Consider the following 26920-nt stretch of genomic DNA (forward strand, 5'->3'; position numbering starts at 1 on the left):
ACAGCACCGTCAGCGGGTCGGCACGCCGACGGTCGTCCAGGCGTCGAGGACGGCCTTGAGCTCCTCGCCGTCCCCGTAGAGGGCCCGCGCCGACTTCGCCGTGGCCCGCGCGAAGTCCGCGAACCGGGCCTCCTGGTCCAGGGTGCCGCCGGTCAGCACGTCGTACCAGATCCGCCCGGGCCGCTCCCACGCGTGGCCGCCGAGCGCGGTGGCGACCAGGTAGAAGGCGCGGTTCGGGATGCCCGAGTTGATGTGGACGCCGCCGTTGTCGGAGTTCGTCCGGACGTAGTCGTCCATGGACGCGGGCTGCGGGTCCTTGCCGAGGACGTCGTCGTCGTACGCCGTGCCCGGCTCCTTCATGGAGCGCAGCGCGACGCCGTTGTCGATGGCGGGGCCGAGCAGCCCGGCGCCGATCAGCCAGTCGGCCTGCTCCGCCGTCTGGCCGAGGGCGTACTGCTTCACGAGCGAGCCGAAGACGTCCGACAGGGACTCGTTGAGGGCGCCGGACTGGCCGTAGTAGGCGAGGTTCGCGGTGTACTGGGTGACGCCGTGGGTGAGCTCGTGGCCGATGACGTCGACGGGGATGGTGAAGTCGAGGAACAGCTCGCCGTCGCCGTCGCCGAAGACCATCTGCTCGCCGTTCCAGAACGCGTTGTCGTACTTCTCGTCGAAGTGGATGCTCGCCAGCAGCGGCAGGCCGGCGCCGTCGATGGAGTGGCGGCCGAAGGCCTTGAAGAAGAGGTCGAAGGTGGCGCCGAGACCGGCGTAGGCGCGGTTGGCGGTGGCGTCGTCGCCGGCCGGCCCGCCCTCGTCGCGGATCCGGGCGCCCGGCAGCTCGGTGCCGTGCCCGGCGTCGTAGATGGTCCGCCGCGGCTTGTCGGAGAGCTCGCCCTCCGCCCGGGCCTCGCCCGGGACCGCCTCCTCGCGGGCCGCCCGCTGGGTGGTGTCCACGAGCAGGGTGCGCTGGGCGGCCTCGGCGTAGGCCGGATTGTCGGACTCTGCGAGCCGCTCCAGGATGTGGGGCGGGACGATCGAGCAGACGGCGGGCGGGGTCGCGGACGAGGACGCAGACGTGTGGGGAGTCATAGGGGCAATGTGGCACTGTGTGCTCGCCCTGTCACGGCCCGCGACGATGATTGGTGAAATGGAGTGATGGGTCACCTTTCTGCCTTGACGCGGCGCCCGTCCCGCATACTGAAACGGGACGTCCGCCTCCGCCGCACCTCGGCTACAGTGACGCACATCATGCGTTTCGGGCTGCTTCTCCTTAGCTGCCGCGGCGAGGGCCTGTAGTCGTAGGCCGACCCCCTCCCCGCGGGTTTCGGTGTTGCGTTCGACAGTCGGCCGTCCTTCCCGCAGGACCCTCCGAGGAGCCCTACGCAATGTCCCAGTCGCCCTTCATCAGCCGTCCGACGCCCGTCACCAACGCCACGCACCTGCAGAAGCCGTCCGGCATGCCGGTGCACAAGTACGGGCAGTACGAGGCCGTCGACATCCCGGACCGCACCTGGCCCGAGCAGCGCATCACCAAGGCGCCGCGCTGGCTGTCGACCGACCTGCGCGACGGCAACCAGGCCCTGATCGACCCGATGAGCCCGGCGCGCAAGCGCGAGATGTTCGACCTGCTGGTCCGCATGGGCTACAAGGAGATCGAGGTCGGCTTCCCGTCCTCCGGCGAGACCGACTTCAACTTCGTGCGTTCCATCATCGAAGAGGGCGCGATCCCGGACGACGTCACCATCTCCGTACTGACCCAGGCCCGCGAGGACCTGATCGAGCGGACCGTGGAGTCCCTGAAGGGCGCCAAGCGCGCCACCGTGCACCTGTACAACGCGACCGCCCCCACCTTCCGCCGGGTCGTCTTCCGCGGCTCGAAGGACGACATCAAGCAGATCGCGGTCGACGGCACCCGCCTGGTGATGGAGTACGCGGAGAAGCTGCTGGGCCCGGAGACCACCTTCGGCTACCAGTACAGCCCGGAGATCTTCACGGACACCGAGCTGGACTTCGCCCTGGAGGTCTGCGAGGCGGTCTGCGACGTGTGGCAGCCCGGCCCGGGCCGCGAGATCATCCTCAACCTGCCCGCCACCGTGGAGCGTTCGACGCCGTCCACCCACGCGGACCGCTTCGAGTGGATGTCCCGCAACCTGACCCGCCGCGAGTACGTCTGCCTGTCCGTCCACCCGCACAACGACCGCGGTACGGCCGTGGCGGCGGCGGAGCTGGCCATCATGGCCGGCGCCGACCGCATCGAGGGCTGTCTGTTCGGGCAGGGCGAGCGCACCGGCAACGTCGACCTGGTGACCCTGGGCATGAACCTGTTCAGCCAGGGCGTCGACCCGCAGATCGACTTCTCGCAGATCGACGAGATCCGCCGGACCAGCGAGTACTGCAACCAGATGGAGGTCCACCCGCGCCACCCGTACGCGGGCGACCTGGTCTACACGGCCTTCTCCGGCTCCCACCAGGACGCCATCAAGAAGGGCTTCGACGCCATGGAGGCCGACGCGGCCGCCCAGGGCAAGACCGTCGACGAGATCGAGTGGGCCGTCCCGTACCTGCCGATCGACCCGAAGGACGTCGGCCGCTCCTACGAGGCCGTCATCCGCGTCAACTCGCAGTCCGGCAAGGGCGGCATCGCGTACGTCCTGAAGAACGACCACAAGCTGGACCTGCCCCGCCGGATGCAGATCGAGTTCTCGAAGATCATCCAGGCCAAGACCGACGCCGAGGGCGGCGAGGTCACGCCGAAGGAGATCTGGTCCGTCTTCCAGGACGAGTACCTGCCGAACCCGGACAACCCGTGGGGCCGCATCCAGCTGCGCTCCGGCCAGTCGACCTCCGACACGGACGGCACCGACACCCTGAAGGTCGAGGCCGTCGTGGACGGCGTCGAGACCGTTCTGACCGGCTCCGGCAACGGTCCGATCTCCGCCTTCTTCGCCGCGCTGCAGGCGATCGGCGTGGACGCCCGCCTGCTGGACTACCAGGAGCACACGATGAGCGAGGGCGCCTCCGCGCAGGCCGCCTCGTACATCGAGTGCGCCATCGACGGCAAGGTCTTGTGGGGCATCGGCATCGACGCCAACACGACCCGCGCCTCGCTGAAGGCGGTCGTCTCGGCGGTCAACCGCTCGGCGCGCTGACCTCTCGCCCGCAAGCCGCCCCGCACCCCCCCAGGGGGTGCGGGGCGGCTTCTCGTGTGACCTGCCTCACGGTTTCAGGTTCACTTAAGGAAGATCATGCGGACATGCCGGAATCGGTGCCATATCAGGTGAGTTGACGGCACATCAGGCCGTGGCGGAAGGTCTGCTCGTCCACTCGGACATTCCCCCCGGAGACTCTCTCCCCGCACTCCCGACCTGGAGTTCCGCATGCGCACGTCCGCTGCCGTCGCCGCCGTCCTCGCGGTGACCGGAGCCGCCCTCACCTGGGCCCCCGCCGCCTCCGCCGGCACCCCCGCGTGCGCGCCGAACCCCCTCGGCACCGCGGGACGGTACGCCGAGTTCGTCGAGCGGGACTCCGTGCGCCACTCCGACTCCGAGGGCGCGGTCGCGGTCGGCGGCGACGCCACCTTCGGCAGCCCCGAGCAGCGCTCCGGCTTCTCCATCGGCAGCCGGCTCGGCTCCGCGGACCTCGCGGCCCTGCCCGGCGGCCACAGCCTCGTCGTCGGCGGCACCCTCTACGCGAACCAGGTCGTCCTGGACAAGGGCACCGGCGTCGCCGGCAAGGTCGTCGACCGCTCCACCCCGGGCTCCGGCTTCGGCGTCGACGGGAACAAGGTCAAGGAAGGCCCCTCGCCGATCGACTTCGGCAAGGAGTTCGGCTCGCTGCGCGCCCTGTCCGCCGGCTGGGCGACCGTCGACCCCAACGGCACCGTCGCGAGCGACCAGGGCGGCCAGGGGCTGTTCCTCACCGGCACGGACCGGCAGCTCAACGTCTTCGCCGTGGACGCCGCCGACCTGCAGAAGGCCCGCGCGATCACCCTGAAGGTCCCGGCCGGCGCCTCCACCCTGGTGAACGTGCTCGGCACCTCGTACGACATGAACGCCGCGGCCACCTACGGCGTCTACTACCAGGGCGAGAGCGGCGCGCCCGTCATCGACGACTACGACCTGCCGAGCGACGCCTTCCGGCAGATCCGCGCCAAGCTGCTGTGGAACTTCCCGCAGGCCGAGAGCGTGAAGAAGAACCACACCTCCTGGCCCGGCACCGTCCTCGCGCCGAACGCCACCGTCGAGATGGGCGGCAAGGGCGTCGGCCCCGGCCACGTCAACGGTTCCGTGATCGCCGAGAAGCTGATCACCGTGCCCGGCGCCGAGACCCACCAGATGAACTTCACCGGCTGCCTCCCGGGCGGGCAGCGGCCCGGCCCGGTCGTCCCGCCGGAGCAGCCGAAGCCGACCGAGACCCCGGTGCCCACGGCCCCTCCGACGCCCACCGGGACCGCCTCCCCGAAGCCCTCCTCCCCGGCCACTTCCGCCCCCACCCCCTCGCAGTCCACATCGGCCGCGGCACCGGCGCCCGCGCCGTCGTCCACTCCGGAGGGTGATCTCGCCCGGACCGGCTCGGCCTTCGGACCTGGCGCGATGGGGGTGGCCGGAGCGGCCGTCCTCGTCGGCGGCGGCTTCCTGGCCTTCGCGAAGCTGCGCAGGCGCGCTTCCTGAGCCCCGGCGGGGCCCGGCGGGTCTCGGCCATCTCCTTGGCGTTCTGCTGACGAGGTGCTGACGCCACATCATCGATGTGGCTAACATCACGCCACGGCCGGCAGTGTTGCCGGAACGTTAAGGAGGTGCGGCGTGCGGTCAGCGCGGAAGTCACGGGACCGGAGCAGGGTTCTCTGCGGAATCCGCACCTCCTGGAACACGATCGGCGACGGCGAGTTCTTCTGCGAGGAGTGCGGCGGCGACCGCAACTACCGCCGTCGCACCGGGCGCCGCCGGTTCGCCCTCCTGGGCGTGCCGCTGCTGCCCCGGGGCCACGCGGGTCCGGTCGTCGAGTGCGCCGCCTGCCACACGCACTTCGGTACGGACGTGCTCACGCACCCGACGACCAGCCGGTTCTCCGGGATGCTCCGGGACGCGGTGCACACCGTCGCCCTCGCCGTCCTCGCGGCGGGCGGCACCTCGTCCCGTACCGCCGTGGACACCGCCGCCGCCGCGGTCCGCGCGGCCGGCTTCGCCGACTGCACCGGGCTCCAGCTCGTCGAGCTCGTCGAGGCCCTCGCCGCCGACACCGGCCGCTTCCTGCCGGACGTCAGCAGCGGGGGAGCGGCCCTCGCCATCGAGCTCCACGAGGCCCTCGAACCGCTCTCCCCGCACCTGGCTCCGTCGGGACGCGAATCGATCCTGCTCCAGGGCGCCCGGATCGCCCTCGCGGACGGCCCGTACACCCCGGCCGAGCGCGAGGTCCTCGGCACGGTCGGCAACGCGCTCGCGCTGTGCGCGGACGACACCGCCCGCCTGCTGGCGACGGCCCGCACGGTGAGCTGACGACCGACGCTTCCCTCACGGCCGAGGGGCGGGGTTTGCGGGGCAGGGGGCGCGGGTCTCGGCGTGCGGGTCATGGCGGGCGGGTCGCGGTGCGCGGCTCACGCCACGAGGGTCATGGCGCGCGGGGCTCGGCTCACGGGCCTCGGCGCGTGGCTCACGGTGTGCGGCTCACGGCGTGCGGGTCTCTGCTCTCGGGCCGGCGCGTCGGTGCGGGCTTACGTGCCCGCCAGGAGGGCGGCGGCGCGGTGGGTGTCCGGGACGGCGCCCAGACGCGCGAAGACCGCGCGGGCGGCGCCCAGTTCGAGCCGGGCGGCCTCGTCGTCACCGGCCGCCCGGTCGGCCGCCGCGAGCAGCATCCGCGCCCGCGCGGCCTCGTACGGCACGCGCAGCTCCAGCCAGAGCGCGAGGGCCCGGCACAGCGGCTCGTGCGCCGGCCCGCCCCGGGCGAGGGCCAGCGCCCCGCGCGCGCCGGCGGCGACGGCGGCGAGCAGCGGCGCGTCCTGAGGAGGTCCCAGCTCCTCCAGCTCCAGCACCGCCTGTTCGGCGGCGTCGGTCTCGCCGGCCGCCAGGGTCACCTCGGTGAGCGCGGCGAGCAGCCGGGCGCGGCCGAGGAGGTCGTGCCAGGGGTCGCTCTGGCAGTCCAGGGCCAGCCGCAGCCCGGCGAGGGCGGTCTCGACGCGGCCCTCGGCGAGCCGGAGCAGCGCGAGCCCCGGCTGCGGGACGCGCCCGAGTTCGTGGGCCCGGGCGTACGAGCGGGCCGCCTCGTCGCGGCGGCCCTGGCGCCGCTGGATGTCCCCGGCGGCGTACGAGGCCGCGGCGGCGGCGTCGAGCGAGTCCGCCAGAACCTCCTGGTGCACCAGATGCGCCTCCTCCTCCGCCCGCGTCCACTCGCCGAGCAGGTCCAGCACCTCGACGTGGTGGACGCGGCACAGGCCACGGAAGGGGTTGGGGACGGCGCCGTGGGGCCGGGCGCCGTGAGGCGCGGGCGGTAGGGGCGGCCGTACGAGCGTCTGAGCGGAGGCGCCGGCCGGGGCGCCGTTCCGTCGGGACCACCCGTCCCGCCCCGCGGGCTCCGCCCGGGCGGGGTCCGGGGGAGGGGCGGTCGCCCACGCCGGGCGGGGAGCAGCCGGCGCGGCGGCGGGGGGCGCGGGCTCCGGGACCGCGCACCAGGCCATCGCCGCGTCCGTCCAGGGCACGGCCCGGCCGAGGTCGGCCGCGCCCAGGCATCCGTCGAGGGCCAGGCAGAACAGCCGGCCGGTGAACAGGGCGCTCAGTCCGCCCGCCGTCACCGTGCTCATCACCTCGTCGAGGAGGGCGAGCCCCTCCGCCCGACGGCCCTGCGCGAGCAGGACGGAGGCCTCGGCCTGGTGGCTCAGGGCGAGGAGGTCGGGGCTGCCGGTGGAGTCGGCGAGCCGGGTCATGCGCCGGGCGGCGGCGAGGGCCGCGGCCGGGTCGTGGTGCTCCTGGGCCTCCTCGGCGTCCGCGAGGGCGAGGAAGCACTGCTCGGGACAGTCGGGCCGGCCGTCCAGATGGTGTCGGGCCCGGTGCAGCCAGCCCGCGGCGGCCACGGGCCGGCCGAGGCGGCGGTAGGCGGAGGAGAGCCACCACGCGGTGCGTCCCGCGCCGCGCCGGTCGCCCTCCGCCACGTAGGCGGCGTGGGCCCGCAGCCGGGCGGCGACGGACTCGTCGACGTTGCCGGACCACCAGGCGGAGTCGGCGAGGGCGTCGAGGTCCCCGGGCGCGAGGGGCACGGTGGGGTGCCGGTCGGCCTCGCGCAGGAGGGGGTACGCACCGGCCCAGTCCTCGCGGGCCGCCGCGTCCCTGGCCTGCGTGAGGATGGCGGCCATGACGGGCTCCTTCCCGGCCCTTTCAGGGTAGGGCCGGGAAGGTGCCGCGGCAGGCTGTGGCCGGCCGGTGCGGCCGGTCGGTGCGGCCGGTCGGTGCGGCCGGCCGGTGTCACGGGCCGGTGTGACCAGCCGGTGTGACCAGACGGTTTGACCGGCCGGCGCGCGACCGGTCGGCGCGACCGGTCTGATGTCAGCCCAGGTCGACGCCGCTGGCGCGCAGCATGTCCTCGCGCTCGACGATCTTCACGCGCTCGCGGCCCTGCGGCTCGCCGAGCGCCTTCTCGGCGGCGTCGAGCCGGTACCAGCCCTCCCACGTGGTGTACGTGACGCCCTTGGCCTCCAGGAAGGACACGACCGCGTCCTCCTCCGGGGACTCGGGGGTGAGCAGGCGCCCGTTGGCGTGGTCGTCGAGCAGGTTGGCCACGGTCTCGTTGGCGTCGCCCTTGGTGTGGCCGATGAGGCCGACGGGGCCGCGCCGGATCCAGCCGGTGACGTAGGTGGAGGCCATGTGCGCGCCGCCCTCCTCGATGACCCGGCCGCCCTCGTCGGGGACGGTGCCGCTGACGGTGTCCCAGGGGAGCTTGGGCAGCTCGTCGGAGAGGTAGCCGACGGCGCGGTAGACGGCCTGGACGTCCCAGTCGGTGGTCTGCCCGGTGCCCTTGACGTTGCCGGTGCCGTCGAGCTCGGTGCGCTCGGTGCGCAGGCCGACGACCTTGCCGTCCTCGCCGAGGATCTCGACGGGGGACTCGAAGAAGTGCAGGAAGAGCTTGTGCGGGCGGTCGCCGACGTCGCGGATCGCCCAGTTCTCCAGCGTCTTGGCGACCATGTCGGTCTGCTTGTTCTTGCGCCGCTCGGCGATGGAGCCCTCGTCGTAGTCGATGTCCTCGGGGTTGACGATGACCTCGATGTTCGGCGAGTGGTCCAGCTCGCGCAGCTCCATCGGGCTGAACTTGGCCTGGGCCGGGCCGCGGCGGCCGAAGACGTGGATCTCCAGGGCCTTGTTGGCCTTGAGGCCCTCGTAGACGTTCGGCGGGATCTCGGTCGGCAGCAGCTCGTCGGCGGTCTTGGCGAGGATGCGCGCGATGTCGAGGGCGACGTTGCCGACGCCGAGGACGGCGACCTTCTCGGCCGAGAGGTCCCAGGTGCGCGGGACGTCCGGGTGGCCGTCGTACCAGGAGGCGAAGTCGGCGGCGCCGAGGGAGCCGTCGAGCTCGACCCCGGGGATGCGCAGCTCGCGGTCGAACATGGCGCCGGTGGAGAAGACCACCGCGTCGTAGAAGGACCGCAGGTCGTCGAGGTGGAGATCGGTGCCGTAGTTCACGTTGCCGAAGAGGCGGACCTGCGGCTTGTCGAGCACCTGGTGGAGGGCCGTGATGATGCCCTTGATCCGCGGGTGGTCGGGCGCGACGCCGTAGCGGATCAGGCCGAACGGCGCGGGCATCCGCTCGAAGAGGTCGATGGACACACCCGGTTCGGCGGCGGCCTCGGACTTCAGCAGCGCATCAGCGGCGTAGATCCCGGCGGGGCCGGCGCCGACGATCGCGACCCGGAGGGGGCGGGGCATGACGGTTTCCCTTCGCAAGCGAGCGGCGGCGAGGGATCGCCGCACTTAGGTCACCCTAAATAACACCGGAAACGATCCGGTACCCGCCCCCGGTCTATGGCCTCATAAGTCAGGCTTATGGCATCTCAAAGGGTGGCCTAGGTGGGCTGGCTGAGCCGGTCGCCGGCGAGGGCGGTCACGAACGTCGGGCCGCCCCGGACAGCCCCTTCTTGTGGAGGCCCGTCCGGCCCGCGTGTGGTCCGTCGGCCCTCACCGGGTCCGCGCGGCCGGACCGTACTCCGGGAGTGCGATGTCCCCGGCCTTGGCGAACTGGGCGGCGAGGACCTGCCGCATCGGCCAGCGGGTCATCGACCGCATCGACAGGTCGCGCAGGCGGATGCCGAGCCGGCCCGAGGGCGCGTACCCCGAGGCTCCGCCCGGCGGCAGCTGCTGAGCCTGGGTCACGTATGGGCGCATCACCTCGTCGTAGCGGCGGAGGGCGACGCGGTGGTCGCGCCCGCTCGACCTGGCGGCGGAGAGTTCGCCCGCCAGGACGTAGGCGCCGACCAGGGCGAGGCTGGTGCCGAGGCCGGTCAGCGGGGTCGCGCAGTACCCGGCGTCGCCGAGCAGGGCGACCCGGCCGCGCTGCCACCGGTCGAGGCGGACCTGGCCCATGGAGTCGAAGAAGAAGTCCGGGGCGGTGCGCATCGCCCGCACCAGGCGCGGGGCCTCCCAGCCGACCTCGGCGAAGCGCCGGGCCACCAATTCCCGCTGGGCGGCGACGTCGCGGCGGTCGTAGGTGAGCGGCGCCGAGCGGAAGCTGAGGCCGGCCTTGATCTCGCCGGGCTCGCGGCCGGGGCGGGCGGAGGCGACCAGGCCGCCCGGCGCGTTGTGCATCAGGTACCAGCCGTCGAGATCCAGGTCGTCGACGGTGGCGGTGAACCAGGCCGTGTAGAGGCCGAGCGGCCGGACGCACGCGTCCTCCGGGCCGAAGGCGAGCGTGCGCACCACGGAGTGCGGTCCGTCCGCGCCGACGACCAGACCGAAGCGGCGGGGCGCACTCTTCTCGAAGGTCACGGCGACCCCGTCGGCGTCCTCGTCGATCCCGGTGACGGTGTCGTCGAACAGGTACTCCGTGTCCGGCAGGGTGGCCTCGTACAGCAGGCGGGCGAGGTCGCCGCGGAGGATCTCGATCTCGGAGACGATTCCCTCGCCGCCGAAGCTCTCGGCGGGCATCCGTGCGGTGACCCGGCCGGAGGTGTCGACGAGCGCGAGGCCGCGCTGGTCCACGCTCTCCGCCCTGGCCCGGTCCATCAGGCCCATCCGCTCGATCACGGTGCGGCCGGCGCCGCGCAGATCCACGGTCTGCCCGCCCGGTCGGGGCGCCGGCGCGCGCTCCACGACCGTGACACGGAAGCCTCCTCTGCGTAGCCAGTACGCCAGCGCGGGCCCTGCGATGCCGGCCCCGGAAATGAGTATCTCGTCGTTCCCCATGCTGTGAACGTACGCTGTACGCAAGGTAGTGCGCAAGCGTGAAACTCCTTGCGCACCACGGCCTTTGCGGGCACCCGTACTAGTGCGGTAGGCGGTGGATCGGGTTCGCTCGAGGGGGTCGCCCGGCGCCACCGGCTACGATGGCGCCGTCCAGGTGCACTAGTGCGGATGAGCGTGACGGAGGGTGTTTCGGTGAGCGGACGGGCGGAATCGCGCTCCAGTCGGATCGTCGCCGAGCTGCGGCGGCGGATCGAGACGGGCGAACTGGCGCCGGGCGACCGCGTGCCGTCCACCCGCGAGATCACCCGGCAGTGGGGCGTCGCGATGGCGACCGCGACCAAGGTGCTCACCGAGCTGCGCCGCGAGGGCGTGGTCCGCGCGGTCCCCGGCGTCGGGACGGTGGTGGAGGCCCCGAGCGCTCAGCCCCGCGGCACGGCGAGCGCGCGGCCGAGCGGCACCGCGAGCGCGCAGCCCCGAGGCACCGCGAGCGCGCAGTCCCGCAGCCGCCCCCCGGTCGCACCGCATCCGGTCGCACCGCATCCGGTCGCACCGCATCCGGTCGGGTCGCGTCCGGTCGGGTCGCGTCCGGCCGGGTCCTCCGACGCGGCGTCGGGCCAGCCGGTGCTCGCGCTCGGGCGGATCGTCGCCGCCGCCGTCGAGGTCGCCGACACGGAGGGGCTCGCCGCGGTCTCGATGCGCCGGGTGGCCGCCGAGCTCGGGGTGGCGACCATGTCGCTGTACCGGCACGTGGCCGACAAGGACGACCTGCTGACGCGGATGATGGACGCGGTCATCGCGGAGCGTCCGCTGCCCGACGAGGCGCCCGCGGACTGGCGGGCGGCGATCGAGCTGGCGGTCCGGCGGCTCTGGGAGCTGTTCCGCCGCCACCCGTGGCTCGCGCCGGCCCTGTCGGTGACGCGGCCTCAGATGATCGGCTCGGCACTGCCGTACAGCGAGTGGATGCTCGCCACGCTGCTCGCGCGCGGCCTCGACCTGAACACCGCCTTCACCGCGCACCTCACGCTGCTCAACTACGCCCGGGGGATCGCGGTCAACCTGGAGGCGGAGCGGGAGGCCGAGGCGCACAGCGGCCTGGACAACGAGGAGTGGATGGGCTCGCAGGAGCCCGCGCTCCTGACGATCCTGGCCTCCGGCCGCTTCCCCGCCCTCTCCCGGCTGGCCGCGACCGGTTACGACCTCGACCTCGACGCCCTCTTCGAGTTCGGCCTCCAGCGTCTCCTCGACGGGATCGCGTCGTACGTGGACGCGCCTCCCGCCGACTGATCAGCTGCTCACTCGGCGGTCGGGTGGCCCGGGTCGCGGCGGGTGGAGAGGATGTCGCGGGCCTGTTCGGCGGAGCGCATGATGCTCTCCGCGACGAAGTCGACGAAGCGGGCGACGTTCTCCAGGCGGACCGCGGCCGGGGTGTCGGGGCCGAGGATGCCGACGCCCTGCCGGGCGGTCTGGGCGAGCGCGATGTTGGACTGGGCGGCGGCGACCATCGACTGGTACCAGACGTCGTCGTCGACGGCGTAGCGCTCGCGGCGGCCCTCGCCCTGTTCGCGGCGGATCAGGCCCTGCTGCTCGAGGAACGCGACGGCCTTGGAGACGGATGCCGGGCTGACCTGGAGGCGCTGGACGAGTTCGGCCGCGGTCAGGCTGCCCTCGTCGGTGGTGAACAGGCAGGTCAGGACCCGGGACATCATCTTGGGCAGGCCCTGCTGCATGAGGAGCGTGGTGAACACCTCCTCGTACTCGCGCACGGCCTCGGCGTCGCGGCCGTGGGCCAGCTCGGGCGCCTGCGCTCCGCGCGGGGCGGCCGGCCTACGCCGGTGGGCCCGGCGCTCGGTGGCGCGGTGGGCCAGGTCGGCGCGGTAGGCGGTGGGGCCGCCGTTGCGCATGACCTCGCGGGTGACCGTCGAGGTGGGGCGGTCGAGACGCCTGGCGATCTCCGCGTAGGCGAGCCCGTCGGCCAGTCCCAGCGCGATCTGCTGGCGTTCCTGCTGGGTGAGTCGGCCTCCCGGCATCGCGGTCTCCCTCTCGTACGGCTGTGACGCGGTCAGCATAGCGTTCACACCTCGTCCAATGCAACGTGATGGATCACTGGCGTTGCATTAGAGGGTGATCCGTTGCAACGATATTCGCGAGTTGACCTGGAGTGATGCCGATTACGCGCAACAAGCTTGTTGCCGCACATTGGAAAGCAACGTAGCGTTTCCGGTGTCAGAAACGACGAGCGCAAGACTCCAGAGGAGACAGAACGATGCAGAAGTTCGCCACCACCGCCCCGATCTCCGCGGTCATCGACTTCCCCGCGGGGCGCGTGCAGTTCATCGCCGCCGACCGGGCCGACGCCACCGTCGAGGTCCTGCCGGCCAATGCCGCCAAGAACCGTGACGTGAAGGCCGCCGCGCAGACCAGGGTCGACTACGCCGACGGCGTGCTGCGGATCGCGGCCCCGGAGGGCAGGAACCAGTACTTCGGCTCCTCCGGCTCCATCGAGGTCACGGTCCAGCTGCCCGCCGGCTCCCGGGTCGGAGTCACCTCCTCCTGCGCCGAGTTCCGGGGCGTCGGGCGCTTCGGCGAGGTCGCCTTCGAGGGCGCGCAGGGCGCCATCAAGATCGACGAGACCGCGGGCCTGAGCGTCGCCACCTCGGGCGGGGACGTGACCGTCGGCCGCCTCACCGGCCCCGCCGACATCAGCACCGGCAAGGGCGACATCCGGATCAGCGAGGCCCGCCGCGGCGCGGTCGTCCTGCGCACCCAGATGGGCGACATCTCGGTCGGCGCCGCCGCCGGAGTCTCCGCCTCCCTCGACGCCGGCACCGGCTACGGCCGGATCCGCAACACGCTCAGGAACGCCGAGGGCGCCGACGCCGGCCTGAACATCCAGGCCACCACGGGCTACGGCAACGTCGAGGCGCGCAGCCTTTGAGCAAGGGCGACGGCCCGGGGAGACGCCGTGCCACGCGGATATCCGATGGCACGCGGGCCTGCCGAGGACGGACACTCGCCCCATGGAAGACATGGGGGCGTTCCGGGAAGCGGTCCTCGCGTGGGCGGCGAGCGACGCCGCGGCACGTGAGCCGGCGGTGGCGGGTGACCTGGAGGAGCGCGCGCGCGAGCTCGCCGCGCGACTGCCCGTACGGACGGTGGTCCTGCTCGAAGGGCTCAGCGACGTCGCCGCGGTCGACGCACTCGCCGAGCGCCGCGGCCGTGATCTGGCGGCCGAAGGGGTCTGCGTCCTGCCCATCGGCGGCGCGATGAGCGTCGGACGCTTCGCCCGCCTGCTCGGCCCGTCCGGCCTCGGCCTCCGGCTCGTCGGACTGTGCGACGAGCGGGAGCGCGACTACTACGCCCGGGCCTTGGAGCGGGCCGGCACGGAGGAGCGGGGCTTCTTCGTCTGCGCGGCCGACCTGGAGGACGAGCTGATCCGCGCGCTGGGCATCGCCCGGGTGACGGAACTCGTCCGGGCGGAGGGCGACGAGCGGCCGCTGCGCACCTTCCTGCGCCAGCCCGCGCAGCAGGGCCGCGCACCGCACCAGCAGCTACGGCGCTTCTTCGGCACCAAGAAGGGGCGCAAGATCCACTACGGCCGCGTCCTCGTGGAGGCCCTCGACGCGACCGACGTCCCCGCGCCGCTCGAAGCGCTCTTCGCCGGCCTGTGAGCCGATCGGCGGCATGACCCGTGAGGAGCGGGGCGCCCGATGGAAGGCATGTCCCCATGCCCGCCGACTCCCAGGACCCCACCGCCCACGAGGCCACCGACGCCGGGGCGGACGCCGAGGCGGCCGCCGTCGTCGAGCGCCTGCTGCGGCACCGCATCGTCCACATCGCCACGCCCATCACCCACGCGACCGCCGAACGCGTCACGGCCCAGCTGCTGCTCCTGGCCGCCGAGAGCGACCGCCCCGTCACCCTCTACGTCAACTCCACGGGCGGCTCGGTGCCGGCCGGCCTGGCGATCTACGACACGATGCAGCACATCAGGAACGACGTCGTCACCATCGGGCTCGGCTACTGCGCCTCGATGGCGCAGTTCCTCGTCGCCGCCGGCACTCCCGGCAAGCGGTACGCCCTGCCCAACACGCGCATGATGCTGCACCTGCCGTCCTTCGCGGACGCCGTCGCCGCCGACACCGACGGCCTCGGGATCGCCGAACTGCACCACACGCGCGTCCGCGTCACGGAACTCCTCGCCCGGCACACCCACCGCGACGCGGCCCGGGTCGCCGCCGACTTCGCCGACGACCGCTGGCTCACGCCGGAGGAGGCCAAGGAGTACGGCCTGATCGACGACGTCCTGGACTCGGGGGCGTGACGGGTCATGCGGGCGGCGGCGTCGTCATCTCTTCACGCCCGCCACGAACGCGGCCCAGGCGGCGGCGGGGAGGAGGAGCGCGGGGCCGTCGGGGACCTTGCTGTCCCGGACGGGGACGACGCCGGGGACTCCGTCGAGGACTTCGAGGCAGTTGCCGCCGTCGCCGTCGCTGTAGGAGCTCTTGCGCCAGGCGGCGCCGACGAAGTCGTAGGAGACCTCGACGCAGTCGCCGCCGGAAGCGTTGCTGTAGCTGCTCGTGAACCAGTGGGCGTTGCTCAGGTCGTACTCGCGCATCGTCTGAAGTCCTCCGCCGCCGACTCGATCAGGGCCAGGGACGCCTCTGGCGACAGAGCGGCGGCCCTGAGGAGATCGTAGGTCTGCTGTGCCCGCTTCACCACAGCCGGATCGTCGAGGAGGTTGCCCGAATACACCGCCTCTGTATAGGCCGTTGGCGGCGCGTCCGCGAACTCCATGAGCTTGAGCGGCTTGCCCATCTGGGGGTAGGCGCCCGCCGCGTACGGCAACACCTGGAGAAGTGCCTTTCGCCCTCGTACGTGCGACACGAGGTGGTGGAGCTGCTCCGCCATCACGGCCTGACCTCCCACAGGGATACGCAGCGCCGTTTCGTGCAGGATGACCCAGTACATGGGCCGTGCAGCGTCCTTGAGGATCGCCTGCCGATCGAGCCGCGCGCTGACTTTCTCCTCGACGTAGTCGTCAGAGGCGAGCGGGTTACTGGCGCGGGTGAGGGCACGCGCGTACTCGCGCGTTTGGAGGAGGCCGGGAATGGCGCTTGACTCGAACTCACAGATCTTCGTCGCGACGTCCTCCAACTCCGCCGCGGCCTGAAAGTATTCCGCGTACGGCGACTTGTCGATCAGCTTTCGCCAGGTGCGTTCGAAAATACCGCCGGTTTGTAGGACCTCGTCGAATCTCCTCGCCAGATCCTGCTGCGGCTTCCGGATTCCCTGCTCGAAGAGTCCGATGTACGCCCCCGACACGAACACCCGTGCACCCAGCTCGTTCTGGGAGAGCCGCGCCGCCTCGCGGCGTTCCTTCAGGAGCTCCCCGAAGAACTCCCACGCCGCCTGTTGTCTGCCTTTGGCCATGGATTGACTCCCGAACCCGACACCGCAGTTGTTGCCCCAGCGTGGCTGTCGATTCTACGGATCGCCCTCCACCCTGGATGCGGAAAGCGAGGAAATGGATTCGGAAAGGAACGTGTTGGTGAAAGAAGACAACATGCGGTCGGCGGAAGAGGCGCGAGAGGTGGTGAGGGAATTGCGGGACGCCCTCGGGCGGGCCGGAATCACGCTGCCCTCGCTCGGGCTCGACGCCGTGACCCTCGCCGCCGATCCTCCTCGGCCGTTGATCGAACTGGGGCGCTGCACGGCGGCGACCGCCCGTCTGCTCGTGGCGGCGCTCACGAACGAAGGGGGACGCGAATGAAACCACCCATCGGCGCGTACGTCGTGGACACCAGCACCGGAAGGGTAGGGACGGTCATGGGGCACGAGGGCCCCTATCTCCAGCTCCGGCCCATCGGCGGCGGGCGCGAGTGGGACTGCGAGCCGGACGGGGTCCGGGTGGCGACCGTCGCCGAGCGGCTGAGCGCGGCGACGGCGCACGCGAACGCCCGTAGCCGGGGCGAAGTGCCGTGACGCCGGAGCGCGCGCGATCCGGACCTCGCCCGGGTGTGACGGAGAAGGGCCGCTGAGCACTCCTCCGGTACGGGAGAATGGCTCCATGAGTCTGTTCCGCGACGACGGCATCGTGCTGCGCACCCAGAAGCTGGGTGAAGCGGACCGCATCATCACGATCCTCACGCGCGGTCACGGCCGCGTACGCGCCGTCGCGCGCGGGGTGCGGCGGACGAAGTCGAAGTTCGGGGCGCGGCTCGAACCGTTCTCGCACGTGGACGTGCAGTTCTTCGCCCGGGGGAGTGAGCTCGTCGGGCGCGGTCTTCCGCTGTGCACGCAGAGCGAGACCATCGCCGCCTACGGCAGCGGGATCGTCACCGACTACGCCCGCTACACCGCGGGGACCGCGATGCTGGAGACGGCGGAACGGTTCACCGACCACGAGGGCGAGCCGGCGGTGCAGCAGTACCTGCTGCTCGTGGGCGGGCTGCGGACGCTCGCGCGCGGGGAGCACGCGCCGCACCTCATCCTCGACGCGTTCCTGCTGCGCTCGCTCGCGGTGAACGGCTACGCGCCCAGCTTCGAGGACTGTGCGAAATGCGGACTTCACGGTCCGAACCGCTTCTTTTCGGTCGCCGCGGGTGGAGTCATATGCGGGGACTGCCGGGTGCCCGGAAGCGTCGTACCCTCTGCGGAGGCCGTAGGCCTGCTCAGCGCGCTGCTCACCGGCGACTGGGAGACGGCGGACGCGGCCGAGCCGCGTCACGTCAGGGAGGGCAGCGGGCTCGTGTCCGCCTATCTGCACTGGCACCTGGAGCGCGGGCTGCGCTCGCTGCGGTACGTAGAGAAGAGCTAGGAGAGACCACGCCATGGCCATCGCACGACTCCTCGGGCGGCAGCGACGGGAGTACAGCACCCCCGAGCCGCACCCGTCCGGTGCCCGTCCGCCGAAGCTCCAGTCGGAGCTCGTGCCCGAGCACGTCGCGATCGTCATGGACGGCAACGGCCGCTGGGCCAAGGAGCGCGGTCTGCCCCGCACCGAGGGGCACAAGGTCGGCGCCGAGCAGGTGCTCGACGTGCTCCAGGGCGCGATCGAGATGGGCGTGGGCTCGATCTCGCTGTACGCCTTCTCCACGGAGAACTGGAAGCGCTCGCCCGAGGAGGTGCGCTTCCTGATGAACTTCAATCGGGACTTCATCCGCAAGACCCGCGACCAGCTCGACGCGCTCGGCATCCGGGTGCGCTGGGTGGGCCGCATGCCCAAGCTGTGGAAGTCGGTCGCCAAGGAGCTCCAGGTCGCCCAGGAGCAGACCAAGGACAACACCAGGCTGACGCTGTACTTCTGCATGAACTACGGCGGCCGGGCGGAACTCGCCGACGCGGCGCAGGCGCTCGCGGAGGACGTGAAGGCGGGCCGGCTCGACCCGGCGAAGATCACCGAGAAGACCATCCAGAAGTACCTCTACTACCCGGACATGCCGGACGTCGACCTCTTCCTGCGGCCCAGCGGCGAGCAGCGCACGTCGAACTACCTGATCTGGCAGAGCGCGTACGCCGAGATGGTCTTCCAGGACGTCCTGTGGCCCGACTTCGACCGCCGCGACCTGTGGCGGGCCTGCGTCGAGTACGCCCAGCGCGACCGCCGCTTCGGCGGCGTCGACCCGGCCGACCTCGCGGTGCTCGACAAGGCGTGACCGTACGCGAAGGGCCCGTGCCGGATGTGTCCGGTACGGGCCCTTGGCGTATGTCAGGTCACTTCGCGGCGCACTCCGCGCACGTGCCGAAGATCTCCACCGTGTGGGCGACGTTCACGAAGCCGTGTTCCGCGGCGATCGTCTCCGCCCACTGCTCCACGGCCGGGCCCTCGACCTCCACGGCCTTGCCGCAGACGCGGCAGACCAGATGGTGGTGGTGGTCGCCGGTCGAGCAGCGGCGGTAGACCGTCTCGCCGTCGCTGGTGCGCAGGGCGTCGACCTCGCCGGCCTCGGCCAGGGACTGGAGCGTGCGGTAGACGGTGGTGAGGCCGACGGAGTCGCCGCGGTGCTTGAGCATGTCGTGCAGCTCCTGGGCGCTGCGGAACTCGTCCACCTCGTTCAGCGCCGCCGAGACTGCGGCCCGCTGCTTGGTCGAGCGGCCGCGTACGGGGGGTCCTGCCGTCACCACGGGGGCCTCCTTGAATCCTTGTCTGCCCCCGCCATTCTGCCAGCCCCCCGTTACCCGGATGTCAGACCCGCACGTCGTCCGCGGGGCGCCGACTGGCCGGAAGCGGCGCGTCGCAGGCCTGTGTGGCGGCCTCCGCGGCCCGGGCGCGGCGCCGCGCGAGCGGGGTGGCGAGGGCCGTCAGGGCGACGAAGACGCCGATCGCGAGGAGCACGATCGTCGCGCCGGGCGGCGCGTCGACGTAGTAGGTGGTGACGGTGCCGGACAGGGTGACGCCGACGCCGATCAGCACCGCGAGGGCGAAGGTCGTACGGAAGGACCGGGACAGCGACTGGGCGGCCGCGACCGGGACCACCATGAGCGCGCTGACCAGCAGCAGGCCGACGACGCGCATGGCGACCGTGACGGTCACGGCGGCGGTGACGGCGATGAGCAGGTTCAGGGCGCGCACCGGGAGGCCGGTGACGCGGGCGAAGTCCTCGTCCTGGCTGACGGCGAAGAGCTGCCGGCGCAGACCGACCGTGACCAGGATGACGAAGGCGGCCAGGATCGTGATCGCCACGGTGTCCTCGCGGGACACGGTCGTCAGCGAGCCGAAGAGGAACGAGGTCAGGTTCGCGTTGGATCCGGTGTCCGAGAGGTTGATCAGCATCACGCCGCCGGCCATGCCCCCGTAGAAGAGCAGGGCGAGCGCGAGGTCACCGCGGGTCTTGCCGTACGCGCGGATGAGCTCCATGACCACCGCGCCGACGACGGCGACCAGGGTCGCCATCCACACCGGGTTCGAGGACATCAGGAAGCCGAGGCCGACACCGGTCATGGCGACGTGGCCGATGCCGTCGCCCATGAGCGCCTGGCGCCGCTGGACGAGGTAGATGCCGACGGCGGGCGCGGTGATGCCGATCAGCAGGGCGGCGAGCAGGGCCCGCTGCATGAAGGCGTCGTTGAGGAATTCCATGTCAGCTCAGCAGTCCCGTACGGAGCGGCTCGTCGGCCGCGTGCGGATGGACGTGGTCGTGGCCGGGCAGCGCGTGCTGGCCGACGGCCTGCGGCGGCGGGCCGTCGTGGACGACGCAGCCGTCGCGCAGCACGACCGCGCGGTCGATGAGGGGCTCCAGCGGGCCGAGTTCGTGCAGGACGAGGAGGACGGAGGTGCCGCCGGCGACCTGCTCGTGCAGCGTGGCGGCGAGGATCTCCTGGCTGGCGAGGTCGACGCCGGCCATCGGCTCGTCCATGATCAGCAGCTCGGGCTCGGAGGCGAGCGCGCGGGCGATGAGCACCCGCTGGTGCTGGCCGCCGGAGAGCGCGGAGACCGAGTCCCGGGCGCGGTCGGTGAGGCCGACGAGCTCGATGGCGCGGTCGACGGCGGCCCGGTCGGCCTTGGTGGTGAGGCCGAACCTGCGGCGGGAGAGCCGGCCGGAGGTGACGACCTCGCAGATGGTGGCGGGGACGCCGCTCGCGGCGGTGGTGCGCTGGGGCACGTACCCGACCCGGGCCCAGTCGCGGAAGCGCTTCTGGGGGGTGCCGAAGAGCTCGATGGCGCCGCCGGTCAGCGGCACCTGGCCGATGACGGAGCGGACGGCGGTGGACTTGCCGGAGCCGTTGGCGCCGAGCAGCGCCACGACCTCACCGCGCCGGACGGTGAGGTCGACTCCGCGCAGGACGGGCCGCGAGCCGAGGGCCGCGGTGGCGCCGCGGACGGAGATGACGGGCTCGTCGCCCACGAGGGAGCTCACGGGTTCCTCCTGCGGGAATGCGCTTGCCGGGGTGGTCACTTGGCGCCGAGTGCCTTCTTCAGCGCGGCGAGGTTGGACTGCATGACCTCGAGGTAGTCAGCGCCCTTGGACCGGTCCGTGATTCCCTCCAGCGGGTCGAGCACGTCGGTCTTGAGGCCGGTGTCGGTCGCGAGGGTCCTGGCGGTCTTGTCGCTGGCGAGGGTCTCGAAGAAGACGGTGCTGACCTTGTCCTGCTTCGCGATGTCCTGCAGCTGCTTGATGCGGGCCGGGCTGGGCTCGGCCTCGGGGTCGATGCCGGAGATGCCCTCCTGCTCAAGGCCGTAGCGCTCGGCGAGGTAGCCGAAGGCGGCGTGGGTGGTGATGAAGGTCTTGGTGGCGGTGTTCCGCAGACCGGTCTCGAACGCGGTGTTCAGGTCGCCGAGCTTCTTCACCAGGGCGTCGGTGTTCTTCCGGTAGTCGGCGGCGTGCGCCGGGTCGGCCTTCGCGAAGGCGGCGCCCACGCCCTTGGCGACCTCGGCGTACTTCACGGGGTCGAGCCAGATGTGCGGGTCGGCGCCGGCCTCGGAGCCGTGGTCGTGGCCCTCGTGCCCGGCCTCCGCGCCGTGGCCCGCCTCCGCGCCGTGACCGTCCTCGTGGCCGCCGGTCTCGGTGCCGTGCTCTTCCAGCGTGGTGAGGGTGGTGGCGTCGACGGTGTTCTTCACGCCGGCCTGCTGGACGGCGTCGTCCACGGCGGGCTGGACGCCCTTGAGATAGAGGATGACGTCGGCCTCGCCGAGCTTGCCGATCTGCCGCGGCTTGAGCTCCAGGTCGTGCGGCTCGACGCCGGGCTTGGTGAGCGTGTCGACGGCGACGTGGCCGCCGCCTATCTGCTCGGCCAGGTACTGCATGGGGTAGAACGACGCGACGACGCCCAGCTTCCCGTCGCTGTTCTTGTCGGCCGCGTCCGAGGTCCCGCCACAGGCGGACAGGGTGACGAGGCCGAGCGCGACGGCTCCGGTGAGGGCGGTCGGGGGTATCAGTCGGCGTACGTTCATGACACTCATTTTCAACAAAGATGGAAACGGTTGTCAATTGCCGCACGTGTGTCCCGCCGCACTCCTGTTCGGCCATGCGGCGCGCGGAGATCAACGGCATCCCCCTCTACCGGGACGACGTCCCCGCCGGGAACGCTTCCAGCCGCGCGAACCGGCCTTCCGCCACGGCCTGCGCGGCCCCGGAAGAACCGGCTGGGGCTCCCTCGCCCTCGCACACATCGGCGCCGACGCCGTCCGCGCCTGGGCCGCCGCGCGCTTCATCCGGGCCGCGGCGGTGCTCCTGCTCACCGGGCCGGCCCCGAAGGCCCTCGACCCGCGCCTGCCCGACCGGCCGCGCGCCGAGCGGCCCGTCGTGGCGCCGCCGCCGGGCAGGTCCGGCTGCCGGCTGGAGGCGCCCGCGCACCGGGTGGACCTGGTCATGGTCTCGTTCGGGGGACCCGCCTCGCCCGTCGGGCACCTCGCGGCCGAGGCGGCCCGCGCCCGCGCGCTGCGCGACCCGCGCGTGGCGGACGAGCTGACCGGCGACGTGGAGGTCCACTCCTCTTATGTGGGCGGCGGGCGGATGCTCTTCTGGCTGGTGGCCGAGACCGACGAGATGGGCGCCGCCGTGGTCGGTCCTCGTGCTGCCCCACGCGTGCGTGCCCGGCGAGGACAGCCGTTTCGGGCCCGAAGCCGGAGCTGTTCGCGGAGACCCTCCACGAGCCGTACGCGTACCGGCCCAGGCTCTTCGGTCCTCTTCGGGGAGAACGGCGCCGTCCTCGATATCCAGGCAGACTGGTACAAGTCGGGGAGCGATCTGACCGCCGCCCTCGACAGCCGCGTACCCCCCTCCCTCCGCTTCCCGATGAGCGAGGGAGAACCGATTTGAAAGAGGGGGTGCGGGCGCCGGTAACCTGTGGCATTCGCACTTCGTCGTCGTAATGAAGAGAGCACCGTGGCCGCCGACAAGATCGACACCATCGTCAGCCTGAGCAAGCGCCGTGGCTTCGTCTACCCGTGCAGCGAGATCTACGGTGGCCAGCGAGCCGCCTGGGACTACGGGCCGCTGGGTGTCGAGCTCAAGGAGAACATCAAGCGTCAGTGGTGGCGTTACATGGTCACCGCGCGCGAGGAGGTCGTCGGCCTCGACTCGTCCGTCATCCTGGCCACCGAGGTCTGGGAGGCGTCCGGCCACGTCGCCACCTTCACCGACCCGCTGACCGAGTGCACCTCCTGCCACAAGCGCTTCCGCGCCGACCACCTGGAGGAGGCGTACGAGGAGAAGCACGGCCGCCTGCCCGAGAACGGTCTGACCGACCTCAACTGCCCCAACTGCGGCAACAAGGGCACCTTCACCGAGCCCAAGCAGTTCTCCGGCCTGCTCTCCACGCACCTCGGCCCGACTCAGGACACCGGCTCCGTCGCGTACCTGCGTCCCGAGACCGCCCAGGGCATCTTCACCAACTTCGCCCAGGTGCAGACCACCTCGCGCAAGAAGCCCCCGTTCGGCATCGCGCAGATGGGCAAGTCCTTCCGGAACGAGATCACTCCGGGCAACTTCATCTTCCGCACCCGCGAGTTCGAGCAGATGGAGATGGAGTTCTTCGTCAAGCCGGGCGAGGACGAGAAGTGGCACGAGTACTGGATGGAGCAGCGCTGGAACTGGTACACCGGCCTGGGTCTCCGTGAGGAGAACATGCGCTGGTACGAGCACCCGGCGGAGAAGCTCTCCCACTACTCGAAGCGCACCGCCGACATCGAGTACCGCTTCCAGTTCGGCGGCAGCGAGTGGGGCGAGCTCGAGGGCGTCGCCAACCGCACCGACTACGACCTGAACGCCCACTCCAAGGCCTCGGGCGCCAACCTGACCTTCCTGGAGCAGGAGACGGGCGAGCGCTACACGCCGTACGTCATCGAGCCGGCGGCCGGTGTCGGCCGCACCATGCTGGCCTTCCTGCTCGACGCGTACACCGAGGACGAGGCGCCCAACGCCAAGGGCGTCATGGAGAAGCGCGTCGTGCTGCGCCTCGACCGCCGCCTGGCCCCGGTCAAGGTCGCCGTCCTGCCGCTGTCCCGCAACGCGCAGCTCTCGCCGAAGGCCAAGGGCCTCGCGGCCGACCTGCGGCAGAACTGGAACATCGAGTTCGACGACGCCGGCGCCATCGGCCGCCGCTACCGCCGTCAGGACGAGATCGGCACCCCGTTCTGCGTCACCGTCGACTTCGACACCCTCGAGGACAACGCGGTGACCGTGCGCGAGCGCGACACCATGAAGCAGGAGCGCGTCTCCCTCGACCAGATCCAGGGCTACCTGGCCAGCCGCCTCATCGGCTGCTGAGTCCGCTTCGCACGCTCGGGAAAGCCCCCGGTTCCGTTCGCGGAACCGGGGGCTTTCCCGTACCCGGTCAGGGGCGCAGGGCGCGGAGCACCAGCGCGACCACCCCGTCGAAGGCGGCCTCGACGCCCGGGGCGGACCACTCGGCGGCGTGGGCAGGGTTGTGGAAGCGGTCGGTGGCGTGGAAGACCGCGCGGGCCGTCGTCGCGAGGTCCGGCTCCGGGGCGGCGAACACGCCCTCACGGGCACCGTCCTCCAGGATCCGGGCGATCTGCTCGACCAGGTGGTCCTCGTGTCGGTCGACCACCGCGCTGTTCTCGCCGATGAGCACCTGGAAGGTCGCCATCAGCTCCGGATCGCCGCCCGCCTTCCTGCGCTTGAGGGCGAAGAGGGCGCCGAGCCAGCCGGTGAGCCGTTCGTCGGCCGGCTCCGTGCTGTCGACGTACGGCCGGAGCGCGATGATCGTCCGCTCCAGCCACCGCTCGGTGACCGCCTCGCGGAGCGCCGCCTTCGTGCGGAAGTGGCGGTAGACGCTGCCGTGGCTGACGCCGAGCGCGCGGGCCACGTCCACCACGGTCGCCTTCGCCGGGCCGTAGCGGCGCAGCACCTCCTCGGTGGCTTCAAGGATGCGCTCTGCGGTCAGGGTCTCCGTGGTGGCCATGGAATGACAGTACCTGTCAGCGTTCGCTGTCCAGGTGGGCCATCTGGTTCTCCGGGTAGCGGGACCCGGCCGCCGCGTCGGCGGGAACGGCCGTCTCGATCGCCGCCAGGTCGGCCGCGTCGAGGGTGACGTCCAGGGCGCCGAGGGCCTCGGCGAGCCGGTCGCGGCGGCGGGCGCCGATCAGCGGCACCACGTCCTCGCCGCGCGACAGCGCCCAGGCGATCGCGATCTGCGCGACCGTGACGCCCTTGGCGTCGGCGACCGCGCGCAGCCGGTCCACCAGATCCAGGTTCCGGCCCAGGTTCTCGCCCTGGAAGCGGGGGGACATCCCGCGGAAGTCGCCCGGCGTGAAGGCCTGGTCACGGGTGACATGCCCGCTGATCAGGCCGCGGGACAGGACCCCGTACGCCGTGACGCCGATGCCCAGTTCGCGGGCGGTCGGCAGGATCTTGTCCTCGATGCCGCGGGAGATCAGCGAGTACTCGATCTGGAGATCGGCGATCGGGGCCACGGCGGCGGCCCGGCGCAGGGTGTCGGCGCCCACCTCCGAGAGGCCGATGTGCCGGACGTGGCCCGCCTCGACCAGTTCGGCGATGGCGCCGACCGTCTCCTCGATCGGCACGTCGGGGTCGACCCGGGCGATCCGGTAGATGTCGATGTGGTCGGTGCCGAGGCGCTGCAGCGAGTACGCGGCGAAGTTCCGCACCGCCGCCGGCCGCCCGTCGTAGCCGAGGAAGTCGCCCTCGACGGCACGCAGGGCGCCGAACTTCACGCTGGTCAGGGCCTGTTCGCGGGCGGCGGCCGGGGCGGTGCGCAGCGCCTCGTTGATCAGCAGCTCGTTGTGGCCCATCCCGTAGAAGTCGCCGGTGTCGAGGAGCGTGACGCCGGCGTCCAGGGCGGCGTGGATCGTCGCGATCGACTCGGCGCGGTCGGCCTCGCCGTACAGCGCGGACATGCCCATGCAGCCCAGGCCGAGGGCGGAGACCCGGGGACCGGTGGTGCCGAGGGGACGGGTGGGGAGGGAGGTCATGGTCGTCATGGGGGGGCTCCTGGGGAGGGGAGGAAGGGTGCCCGCCGAGCGGGCACCCTTCAACCATGACATGTGCGATGACAGATTTCAATATCTGTCACTCATCCCCGCCCGGCCGACGGGAGGCGCAGGCTCAGCAGCAGCGTCAGTGCCACCACGCCCAGCTGGACGAGCAGCGTCGTGGTGAGCGCCGAACCCATGTCCGCGCGGGAGGAGCCGAGCGAGAGGAAGAGCGAGCCCAGCGTCGCCACGCCCAGCGCCAGCGCCGACTGCTGCGTCGTCACCATCACGCCGCTGCCGACGCCCGCCCGCTCCGCCGGCACCTCCGAGAGCACCACCCGGAACAGCACCGGCAGCTGCAGGCCCTGGCCGAGTCCCGCGATCGCCATGCCCGGCAGCAGGCTCCACACCGACAGGTCCGGCCAGCCGCGTGCCACCGTCCAGGCGAGGAGTCCGATGCCGAGCGCCTGGAACACCGCGCCCGCCGGGACCACCCGGGTGCTGCCCCAGCGCCCGATCAGCCGCGGGCCCGCGAGCGAGGCTCCGAAGAACGCCACGGCCATCGGCACGAGGGCCAGGCCCGAGGCGACCGCACCCATCGCGAGACCCTGCTGGAGCGAGATCGCGATCACGAACATGAAGCCGCTGAAGCCCAGCGACAGCGGCAGCACCACCGCGAGGCCCCGGCGCAGCGAGACCAGGCCGAGCAGACTCGGCGGCACCAGCGGCGTACGGCCCGCGCGGTCCGCCCGGACCTCCACCCACCAGAAGGCACCGGCCGCGAACGGGAAGACGGCCAGCGCCACCCAGGTCCACAGCGGCCAGCCGGCCGCCCGGCCCTCGGTCAGCGGGGCCAGCAGCGTGAGCAGGGACAGCGCGAGCAGCAGCGTGCCGGGCACGTCGACCGGCGCGGGCCGGTCCGAGCGGGTCTCGGGGACGGAACGGGCGGCGAGCAGCAGCCCGACCGCCGCCACCGGCACGTTGACCAGGAAGATCGACCGCCAGCCGGTGCCCGCGACATCGGCGGCCACCAGCACGCCGCCCAGGATCTGGCCGGCCACCATCGCGAGACCGGCGGTCGCCCCGTACAGGCTGAGCGCCCGTGCGTGCCGGGCCCCCGACGTCGAGGCGTGGATGGTCGCCAGGACCTGCGGCAGCATCAGCGCCGCCGCCGCGCCCTGGGCCACCCGGGCGCCGACCAGCGTCCAGGCGTCCGGGGCGAGGCCGCAGGCGAGGGAGGTAACGCCGAAGGCGGCCATGCCGGCGAGGAACAGCCGACGGCGCCCGAACAGGTCGCCGAGCCGGCCGCCGAGCACGAGCAGCACGGCGTACGCCAGGCCGTAGCCGGCCACGACCAGCTCCAGGAGCGCCGGTCCGGCCGCCAGGTCGTGGTCGATGGTGGGCAGGGCGACGTTGACGATGAAGAAGTCGATCAGCGGCAGGGCCGCGCCGAGCAGCACGGTGAACAGGCCGAGGGAGCCGAGCGCCGGGCGGGCGCGGTCGACGGCCGGGAGGGCTGCGGCGCGGGCGGACGGGGAGGTTGTCGTAGTCACGCCATCGAGCCTCTTGCCGTCCTCAGCCTGGTACCAGAGTCTCTTTATCCTGGTACAAGGACTACCTGGCAATGGGCTGAGCGCCGCGGCACCCT

Annotated in this window: 27 protein-coding genes; 13 read left to right on the top strand and 14 right to left on the bottom strand. The window is 72.1% G+C overall.

Translation table 11 applies throughout. From position 1 onward, the window contains the following. Positions 1-9 precede the first annotated feature (9 nt). Positions 10-1086, bottom strand: coding sequence for a M4 family metallopeptidase (locus tag ACIGXE_RS02135; RefSeq protein ID WP_399741633.1), 1077 nt, complete (start codon positions 1084-1086; stop codon positions 10-12). A gap of 296 nt (positions 1087-1382) precedes the next feature. On the opposite strand from ACIGXE_RS02135, the gene leuA reads away from it, so the two are divergent. The 3 genes from leuA (at position 1383) to ACIGXE_RS02150 (ending at position 5492) form a co-directional block, all read left to right on the top strand. Continuing rightward, positions 1383-3146 carry a 2-isopropylmalate synthase gene (gene leuA / locus ACIGXE_RS02140; RefSeq protein WP_399741636.1) on the top strand — a complete coding sequence of 588 codons (1764 nt, stop codon included), beginning with the start codon at positions 1383-1385 and terminating at the stop codon, positions 3144-3146. A 228-nt stretch (positions 3147-3374) separates the two neighbouring features. Further along, positions 3375-4667, top strand: coding sequence for a choice-of-anchor A family protein (locus tag ACIGXE_RS02145; RefSeq protein ID WP_399741639.1), 1293 nt, complete (start codon positions 3375-3377; stop codon positions 4665-4667). Positions 4668-4799: 132 nt separating this feature from the next. After that, on the top strand, positions 4800-5492 hold the full coding sequence (locus ACIGXE_RS02150; protein WP_399741642.1) for a TerB family tellurite resistance protein: 693 nt from the start codon (positions 4800-4802) through the stop codon (positions 5490-5492). 215 nt (positions 5493-5707) lie between these two features. Here the strand turns inward: ACIGXE_RS02150 and ACIGXE_RS02155 are convergent, their stop codons facing one another. From ACIGXE_RS02155 to ACIGXE_RS02165, 3 genes are all read right to left on the bottom strand, one after another. Then, positions 5708-7339 (bottom strand): LuxR family transcriptional regulator, encoded by a 1632-nt coding sequence (locus tag ACIGXE_RS02155; protein WP_399741644.1) that lies wholly within the window; start codon positions 7337-7339, stop codon positions 5708-5710. A gap of 190 nt (positions 7340-7529) precedes the next feature. After that, the gene (locus ACIGXE_RS02160) at positions 7530-8903 is read right to left on the bottom strand and encodes an FAD-dependent oxidoreductase (RefSeq protein ID WP_399741647.1); all 1374 of its coding nucleotides are present in this window, start codon (positions 8901-8903) and stop codon (positions 7530-7532) included. Between the two features lie 249 nt (positions 8904-9152). Beyond that, positions 9153-10376 (bottom strand): FAD-dependent monooxygenase, encoded by a 1224-nt coding sequence (locus ACIGXE_RS02165; protein ID WP_399741651.1) that lies wholly within the window; start codon positions 10374-10376, stop codon positions 9153-9155. Positions 10377-10544: 168 nt separating this feature from the next. Between ACIGXE_RS02165 and ACIGXE_RS02170 the strand changes: the two genes are divergently transcribed. After that, complete coding sequence (locus ACIGXE_RS02170; protein ID WP_399741654.1) at positions 10545-11660, top strand: TetR/AcrR family transcriptional regulator C-terminal domain-containing protein; 1116 nt, start codon at positions 10545-10547, stop codon at positions 11658-11660. An 8-nt stretch (positions 11661-11668) separates the two neighbouring features. On the opposite strand, the gene ACIGXE_RS02175 is transcribed toward ACIGXE_RS02170, so the two are convergent. After that, complete coding sequence (locus ACIGXE_RS02175) at positions 11669-12403, bottom strand: helix-turn-helix domain-containing protein (protein ID WP_399743689.1); 735 nt, start codon at positions 12401-12403, stop codon at positions 11669-11671. A 236-nt stretch (positions 12404-12639) separates the two neighbouring features. Here ACIGXE_RS02175 and ACIGXE_RS02180 point away from each other — a divergent pair, with 236 nt between their 5' ends. From ACIGXE_RS02180 to ACIGXE_RS02190, 3 genes are all read left to right on the top strand, one after another. After that, the gene (locus ACIGXE_RS02180; protein ID WP_399741657.1) at positions 12640-13311 is read left to right on the top strand and encodes a DUF4097 family beta strand repeat-containing protein; all 672 of its coding nucleotides are present in this window, start codon (positions 12640-12642) and stop codon (positions 13309-13311) included. A gap of 82 nt (positions 13312-13393) precedes the next feature. Further along, positions 13394-14044 (top strand): TOPRIM nucleotidyl transferase/hydrolase domain-containing protein, encoded by a 651-nt coding sequence (locus tag ACIGXE_RS02185; protein ID WP_399741659.1) that lies wholly within the window; start codon positions 13394-13396, stop codon positions 14042-14044. A gap of 56 nt (positions 14045-14100) precedes the next feature. Further along, positions 14101-14697: a ClpP family protease gene (locus ACIGXE_RS02190; RefSeq protein ID WP_399741662.1), complete on the top strand. Its 597-nt coding sequence runs from the start codon at positions 14101-14103 to the stop codon at positions 14695-14697. Positions 14698-14721: 24 nt separating this feature from the next. On the opposite strand, the gene ACIGXE_RS02195 is transcribed toward ACIGXE_RS02190, so the two are convergent. Both ACIGXE_RS02195 and ACIGXE_RS02200 read right to left on the bottom strand, forming a co-directional pair. Then, a complete protein-coding gene (locus ACIGXE_RS02195) occupies positions 14722-14991 on the bottom strand; it encodes a DUF397 domain-containing protein (protein ID WP_399741665.1) in 270 nt (89 codons plus the stop codon). After that, a complete protein-coding gene (locus ACIGXE_RS02200) occupies positions 14973-15806 on the bottom strand; it encodes a Scr1 family TA system antitoxin-like transcriptional regulator (RefSeq protein WP_399741668.1) in 834 nt (277 codons plus the stop codon). The genes ACIGXE_RS02195 and ACIGXE_RS02200 overlap by 19 nt, the downstream gene beginning before the upstream one ends. Before the next feature lie 94 nt (positions 15807-15900). Here ACIGXE_RS02200 and ACIGXE_RS02205 point away from each other — a divergent pair, with 94 nt between their 5' ends. The 4 genes from ACIGXE_RS02205 to ACIGXE_RS02220 all read left to right on the top strand — a co-directional run bounded on the left by ACIGXE_RS02205 (position 15901) and on the right by ACIGXE_RS02220 (position 18031). Further along, positions 15901-16146, top strand: coding sequence for a hypothetical protein (locus ACIGXE_RS02205; protein WP_399741671.1), 246 nt, complete (start codon positions 15901-15903; stop codon positions 16144-16146). After that, complete coding sequence (locus ACIGXE_RS02210; RefSeq protein ID WP_399741674.1) at positions 16143-16358, top strand: hypothetical protein; 216 nt, start codon at positions 16143-16145, stop codon at positions 16356-16358. The genes ACIGXE_RS02205 and ACIGXE_RS02210 overlap by 4 nt, the downstream gene beginning before the upstream one ends. 85 nt (positions 16359-16443) lie before the next feature. Then, a complete protein-coding gene (recO, locus tag ACIGXE_RS02215) occupies positions 16444-17193 on the top strand; it encodes a DNA repair protein RecO (RefSeq protein WP_399741677.1) in 750 nt (249 codons plus the stop codon). A 13-nt stretch (positions 17194-17206) separates the two neighbouring features. Then, positions 17207-18031 carry an isoprenyl transferase gene (locus ACIGXE_RS02220; protein ID WP_399741680.1) on the top strand — a complete coding sequence of 275 codons (825 nt, stop codon included), beginning with the start codon at positions 17207-17209 and terminating at the stop codon, positions 18029-18031. Positions 18032-18089: 58 nt separating this feature from the next. Here ACIGXE_RS02220 and ACIGXE_RS02225 read toward each other — a convergent pair whose 3' ends face one another. From ACIGXE_RS02225 to ACIGXE_RS02240, 4 genes are all read right to left on the bottom strand, one after another. Beyond that, positions 18090-18500: a Fur family transcriptional regulator gene (locus ACIGXE_RS02225; RefSeq protein WP_345488510.1), complete on the bottom strand. Its 411-nt coding sequence runs from the start codon at positions 18498-18500 to the stop codon at positions 18090-18092. 61 nt (positions 18501-18561) lie between these two features. Next, on the bottom strand, positions 18562-19455 hold the full coding sequence (locus ACIGXE_RS02230; protein ID WP_399741683.1) for a metal ABC transporter permease: 894 nt from the start codon (positions 19453-19455) through the stop codon (positions 18562-18564). 1 nt (position 19456) lies between these two features. After that, on the bottom strand, positions 19457-20233 hold the full coding sequence (locus ACIGXE_RS02235; protein ID WP_399741686.1) for a metal ABC transporter ATP-binding protein: 777 nt from the start codon (positions 20231-20233) through the stop codon (positions 19457-19459). Positions 20234-20268: 35 nt separating this feature from the next. Then, the gene (locus ACIGXE_RS02240) at positions 20269-21267 is read right to left on the bottom strand and encodes a metal ABC transporter substrate-binding protein (RefSeq protein WP_399741688.1); all 999 of its coding nucleotides are present in this window, start codon (positions 21265-21267) and stop codon (positions 20269-20271) included. 46 nt (positions 21268-21313) lie between these two features. On the opposite strand from ACIGXE_RS02240, the gene ACIGXE_RS02245 reads away from it, so the two are divergent. Both ACIGXE_RS02245 and ACIGXE_RS02250 read left to right on the top strand, forming a co-directional pair. Further along, positions 21314-22135 (top strand): hypothetical protein, encoded by an 822-nt coding sequence (locus tag ACIGXE_RS02245; protein WP_399741691.1) that lies wholly within the window; start codon positions 21314-21316, stop codon positions 22133-22135. A 66-nt stretch (positions 22136-22201) separates the two neighbouring features. Further along, positions 22202-23584, top strand: coding sequence for a glycine--tRNA ligase (locus ACIGXE_RS02250; protein ID WP_399741694.1), 1383 nt, complete (start codon positions 22202-22204; stop codon positions 23582-23584). A 67-nt stretch (positions 23585-23651) separates the two neighbouring features. On the opposite strand, the gene ACIGXE_RS02255 is transcribed toward ACIGXE_RS02250, so the two are convergent. The 3 genes from ACIGXE_RS02255 to ACIGXE_RS02265 form a co-directional block, all read right to left on the bottom strand. Further along, positions 23652-24242, bottom strand: a complete 591-nt coding sequence (locus ACIGXE_RS02255) for a TetR family transcriptional regulator (protein ID WP_399741697.1) — start codon at positions 24240-24242, stop codon at positions 23652-23654. Between the two features lie 16 nt (positions 24243-24258). After that, on the bottom strand, positions 24259-25281 hold the full coding sequence (locus ACIGXE_RS02260; protein ID WP_399741700.1) for an aldo/keto reductase: 1023 nt from the start codon (positions 25279-25281) through the stop codon (positions 24259-24261). Positions 25282-25373: 92 nt separating this feature from the next. Continuing rightward, positions 25374-26825 carry an MFS transporter gene (locus tag ACIGXE_RS02265; RefSeq protein ID WP_399741703.1) on the bottom strand — a complete coding sequence of 484 codons (1452 nt, stop codon included), beginning with the start codon at positions 26823-26825 and terminating at the stop codon, positions 25374-25376. Positions 26826-26920: the final 95 nt, after the last annotated feature.

The sequence above is a fragment of the Streptomyces sp. NPDC053431 genome (assembly GCF_044544925.1).
In the GTDB taxonomy this organism is placed as follows: Bacteria; Actinomycetota; Actinomycetes; order Streptomycetales; family Streptomycetaceae; genus Streptomyces.